Raw genomic sequence first — 5,245 nt, 5'->3', positions numbered from 1 at the left:
CCGATGTATTGACCAGATTTAAAATCCAAGTTTCGTTTAATTTTTAATACAAAAACACCGGGAGCTATTTCTCTATTTGATACAACGGTACTTTCGGTAAGCTTTTGTTTTATATCTGTAGTCATACGCTTTGTATATATAAGGTCTTTACAATCTATTTGCAGTCTGATGCAAAGATAATATAATTTAGAAGATGTCTAAATAGTAATCTATGAAAATTAAAAAACTTAGATGTTTCTTAGAGATTGTGCATCACTTTTATTTCAAAACCCTGAATTTTGATTCTTTGAAATAAAATATTTCGTCTGAACTTGTAACTATATGTTTGCATATACCGTCATAAGTAGAGGTAAGTAAATATAAGAATTGATGCTTAAGATTAAATGTACCACTAATTTAAAAGATTGATATGAAAATCAGAAAGATGAATATTAAACACTTATTATTACTCGCAGGAATACTTTTTATGCCATTTTGTGGTAATTCTCAAACCACATATGCTGAAGCAGATGCTAAATATGATGGAATTAAACGAGTGGAAGTTCAAGGTCGATTTGCCGATGTGAAGATTCTGGGTACCGAAGAGGATGCGGTGGATTTTAAAGGGATTATTCGAGGGAAGTTAATGGGGAGTAAGGATTTCGAAATTAAACACCATCGGGAAGGTTCTACATTAATGGTTTGGATAGAAGCTCCAAGATCTATTATGGGCAGATTTGAGGCTCAATTGAGCTTCAAAGTTCCTTATTCAATGGATTTAGATATTACGAATTCGTCGGGAGATATTTATATTGAAGAGATTGTAGCAGAACAAATGAAATTAAAAGCGACTTCTGGTGATATCGAAATTAAGAATATTGAAACTCTTCTTACGACCACAACGACATCAGGTGATTTAGAAATTAATTATTTGAAAGGATCTATTTCAGCGGCATCAACTTCAGGCGATCAAAACTTTAGTCATATTAGAGCAAGTATTTCTACTGTAGCAACTTCTGGAGATCTTTCATTCTTGAATGTTGTTGGTGACTTGAGTACTAGAACAACTTCAGGAGATTTGCAGTTTGAAGATATTGAAGGACGTGTTTCAAACATTTCAACATCAGGGAATCTAAATATTTATAAGGCAAAAACAATACTCGATCTTAGTACCACTTCTGGCGATATAAGTGGTGATGGAATTGAATTGATTGGAGATTCAAAATTCAAATCAACTTCAGGAGATGTTTCAATAGATTTTAATAATAATATAGATGAAATGAGTTTTGATTTGAGTGCATCATCTGGAGACTTAAGAGCTGGCAGTCGTTCGGCCGATAGAAAACTTTATATGAAAAATGGTGATGTTTGGGTATATGGACATAGTAGTTCAGGAGATCAAAACTATCGATAGGATATAGGTAATTGAATTTGTGTACGATTTTGAACACTGATTGTGACGAAGTCGAACACTTTTTGAGAATTATAATTTGATAAATTATAATCTTGTGTGTTGTTAACTAGTTCTTTGGCATTTTTGGTCTGGTTGTTGGTTAATGTAAATCGAACCATAGCTCATATAAGGTTAGTCCCTTTGTTGACTTTAGGAGTGGTGTCCCAAATGATGGTTTTAATAGTATAATTAATTGGTTTTCTTTGAAAGTGGCTGCTGACTTTTGTTAGCAGCCTCTTCTATTTTATAGGGATTATTTAGGACAGAATCTTAGATTCTTTTGGCGTTTGTCCTGTGTATGATTTAAACTGTTTGTTAAAATAAGAGGGACTGTTAAAGCCACATTCATAAGCAATTTGAGCCACGCTGAGTTTTCCTTCTACTAAAAGTTTTTTTGCGTAATTTATTCTCATCTCATTTAGAAATTCCGTGAAGGTTTTATTTGTTTTTGATTTAATGAATCGGCAAAAGGCTGTTTTACTCAAATTTGCCACTTTAGAAGCTGCTTCTAAATCAATTTTTTGCTGAAAATTTTTGCTGACATATTCATAAATCTGGTACAATTTTTGATCGCTGGAATTTTTAAAACTTTCAACAAATGCTTCAGAGGCTAGTACATCTAGGTCTTCAGAACTTGATAATATATTTAGTATCTGCAGAAGTAGGATGATACGTTCAGGTCCTTTTGAATCAAGGAGTTTATTAAATAGTTCAATCAGTTTTAATTTTGTCTTGCCATAAATACGAAACCCTCGTGTTGAATTTTTTAGGAAGAACTTAAGTTTATGAAATTCGGGGAGATCTAATAAGTTATCACCCAATATTTCTTTCTTAAAATGGATGACTTTGGCAGTGACAGATAAGTACGGATTTTTTTTGTAATATGAATCCTCATTTTTCATTACATGAGGAATGTTTGATCCAAGGAAAATCATATCCCCATCATTAAATTTATCGATACAATCCCCAACGATTAAAGTACCTTGACTCTTTTCTATATAAATCAATTCATATTCTGGGTGATAATGCCACGGAACAATAATGTGAGGCAAAATGTCAATTTTCGATCTGAATGAATAATGGGTCGTTAAAGGAACTTCTTCAAGAAATAAAGCCATGCTTAGAAATTAAATAGAATTGTACTTTATTGTTACGATATGCTGTAAATTGCGACTCCGATGTAAATATAGTGTTATTAAATGGTAAAATATTACCATGTTTTGATTTGGAATTATTGAAGCTTTGTCGAGAAGATAATTTAAACAAACGATATGGTATTTATAAGTACAAATGTGAATCGAGCAAATAGTCAATCTGAAAGTAAGCCTATGAATTTCAAGGCAGCATTAGGATTGCTGACCTCATTATTTTTCATGTGGGGATTTTTGACTTGTATGAATGATATACTAATCCCTCATTTGAAAGGGTTGTTTGATTTGACTTTTACTCAGGCTATGTTGGTCCAATTCACTTTCTTCGGTGCCTATTTTTTAATGTCACTGCCAGCAGGTAAAATTATTAGTAAGATTGGTTACAAATCGGGTATTGTTTTAGGATTATCTATTGCAGGCTTAGGAGCTTTATTATTTTATCCTGCAGCTTCGTTTTTATCTTATGGATTTTTCCTTTTTTCCTTTTTTGTTTTGGCTTGTGGTATTGTCATTCTTCAAGTTGCTGCCAATCCTTTTGTTGCGGAGTTGGGAAGTCCTGAAACAGCATCTAGTCGTTTAAATTTAACACAAGGATTCAATAGTATAGGTACAACAGTTGCTCCTATGTTTGGGGCCTATTTGATATTAGATAATAATAGTGACGATTTGATAAGCCAGGCTTCTGCTGTCCAAATGCCTTATATTGGTTTGGCTGTGGCATTAGGACTAATTGCATTGGTATTTGCTTTTGTAAAGCTACCAAAGATTATAGATGCTGAGGAGCAGAAAGCAGAAGGTTCCGCTTGGAATCATTCCCATTTAGTTTTGGGTGCACTTGCCATTTTTATGTATGTAGGAGCTGAAGTTTCTATCGGTAGTGCTCTAGTTAGTTATTTGGGAAATGATGGTCTAAATTTGTTTGGTGAGTCTCAAGCGGCTGGCTATGTTTCCATTTTTTGGGGCGGAGCAATGGTCGGAAGGTTTATCGGATCAGCTATTATGCATAAAGTCTCTTCCAATAAGCTATTAGCTTTTAACGCGATAATGGTTGTAGTCCTTGTTTTAATCAGTATGATGACAGAAGGTTATATTGCATTATGGAGTATTGTTTTAGTTGGCTTGTTTAATTCTATCATGTTTCCGACTATCTTTACGCTTGCTATTGATGGTCTGGGACAACACACTAGTCAGGGTTCAGGTATTCTATGCTTAGCAATTGTAGGTGGAGCGATTATTCCACTATTAATGGGAGTCTTAGCTGATAATTTTGGTCTGCAGAACTCATTTATTATTACCATTTTGTGTTATGCCTATGTTTTTTACTATGCGGTAAAAGGTTTCAAACACAATTAATCTTATTCGAATGAAAGAAGTTGCATTAGGAATTGATATTGGAGGAACCAACACGGTGTTTGGTTTAATAGATAAAGAAGGAATTTGTATTGCAGAAGGTACACTGCCTACCCAGAAACATGCTGAAGTAGAAGATTATATTGATGAATTGTTTCAAGCAATTAATACTGCGAAAGAGAATTTACCTTACGATGTGAAAATCAAAGGGATTGGAATTGGTGCTCCTAATGCGAGTTACTATACCGGCACCATCGAAAATGCAGCAAATTTACGTTGGAAGGGGAGTATTCCTCTCGCAGAACTTGTTCAAAAAAGATTGGATGTCCCTGTTTATATAACCAATGATGCTAATGCAGCAGCTATGGGTGAGAAAGTTTTTGGTGCTGCTCGCGATATGAATAATTTTATGGTGATTACACTTGGTACTGGATTAGGTAGCGGGATTTTTGCTAACGGAGATATTCTTCATGGCCATGATGGCTTTGCTGGTGAAGTGGGACATATGATTGTTCGTAAAAGTGGACGTGAGTGTGGTTGTGGACGTAAAGGCTGTTTGGAAACCTATGTTTCGGCTACTGGAGTGAAAAGATCGGTTTATAAATTATTAGCCAGACACAATGGGAATAGCGAATTGAGAGATGTTCCTTTCAATAAATTAACGGCCAAAATGGTTGCTGAAGCGGCTAATCGCGGCGATGAAGTAGCTAAAGAAACCTTTGCTTATACGGCTACAATTTTAGGGGAAGTGTTAGCTAATGTAGTTGCAGTTACTAGTCCAGAGGCTATTTTCCTTTTTGGAGGCTTAACCAAAGCAGGTGATATTTTATTTGAACCTGTGCGAGAGACTTTGGAGAAAAATCTCTTATCAATTTTTAAGAATAAAATTAGAGTTCTTCCTTCTGGATTGAGCGATAATGCAGCCGTTTTAGGCTCTGCAGCTTTAGTGTGGAATAAGATGAACTAAAATTTGTTGATGTTTTTTGAAATGAAATAATACAGCTCTATCTCATTGTTCGATACAATGTGATGGAGTTTTTTTTAAAATTAGAAATTTTTCTTAATCCACTTAGGAAGCATATACATACCAATAAACAAATAAGGGTAGTAAGAAATCAGTCGCCAGATTAGGGCTAAGGCGATGGAGAGTCCTGCTTCAGGAATAAAATCACCCAGATATTGCGTAAATACCCACTCCGAAAATCCACTTCCGCCAGGCGTTGGGCTTATTAGCATCATGATCCACATAAGCAGTTGGCGTGCAAAAATCATGATATGATCCAGGGTGGAATAGTCACAACACCAAAAGGCT

5 protein-coding genes are annotated in these 5,245 nt (G+C 34.9%); 3 read left to right on the top strand and 2 right to left on the bottom strand.

Annotated features, from left to right (window positions below; all coding sequences use genetic code 11):
* Positions 1 to 409 precede the first annotated feature (409 nt).
* Positions 410 to 1,393, top strand: a complete 984-nt coding sequence (locus ABY905_RS13855) for a DUF4097 family beta strand repeat-containing protein (protein ID WP_372644881.1) — start codon at positions 410 to 412, stop codon at positions 1,391 to 1,393.
* A 296-nt stretch (positions 1,394 to 1,689) separates the two neighbouring features.
* On the opposite strand, the gene ABY905_RS13850 is transcribed toward ABY905_RS13855, so the two are convergent.
* Positions 1,690 to 2,550 carry an AraC family transcriptional regulator gene (locus ABY905_RS13850; protein ID WP_372644879.1) on the bottom strand — a complete coding sequence of 287 codons (861 nt, stop codon included), beginning with the start codon at positions 2,548 to 2,550 and terminating at the stop codon, positions 1,690 to 1,692.
* Between the two features lie 153 nt (positions 2,551 to 2,703).
* Between ABY905_RS13850 and ABY905_RS13845 the strand changes: the two genes are divergently transcribed.
* Complete coding sequence (locus tag ABY905_RS13845; protein WP_372644877.1) at positions 2,704 to 3,936, top strand: sugar MFS transporter; 1,233 nt, start codon at positions 2,704 to 2,706, stop codon at positions 3,934 to 3,936.
* Positions 3,937 to 3,946: 10 nt separating this feature from the next.
* Positions 3,947 to 4,900, top strand: a complete 954-nt coding sequence (locus ABY905_RS13840; protein WP_372644874.1) for an ROK family protein — start codon at positions 3,947 to 3,949, stop codon at positions 4,898 to 4,900.
* A gap of 80 nt (positions 4,901 to 4,980) precedes the next feature.
* Here the strand turns inward: ABY905_RS13840 and ABY905_RS13835 are convergent.
* The coding region (locus ABY905_RS13835) for a lysylphosphatidylglycerol synthase domain-containing protein (RefSeq protein ID WP_372644872.1) at positions 4,981 to 5,245 on the bottom strand (265 nt) is incomplete at its 5' end.

The sequence above is a fragment of the Ancylomarina sp. genome, from assembly GCF_041555295.1.
Taxonomy (GTDB): domain Bacteria; phylum Bacteroidota; class Bacteroidia; order Bacteroidales; family Marinifilaceae; genus Ancylomarina.
Note: the sequence above shows the minus strand (reverse complement) of the source record. Positions and strands in the feature narration are given on the sequence as shown.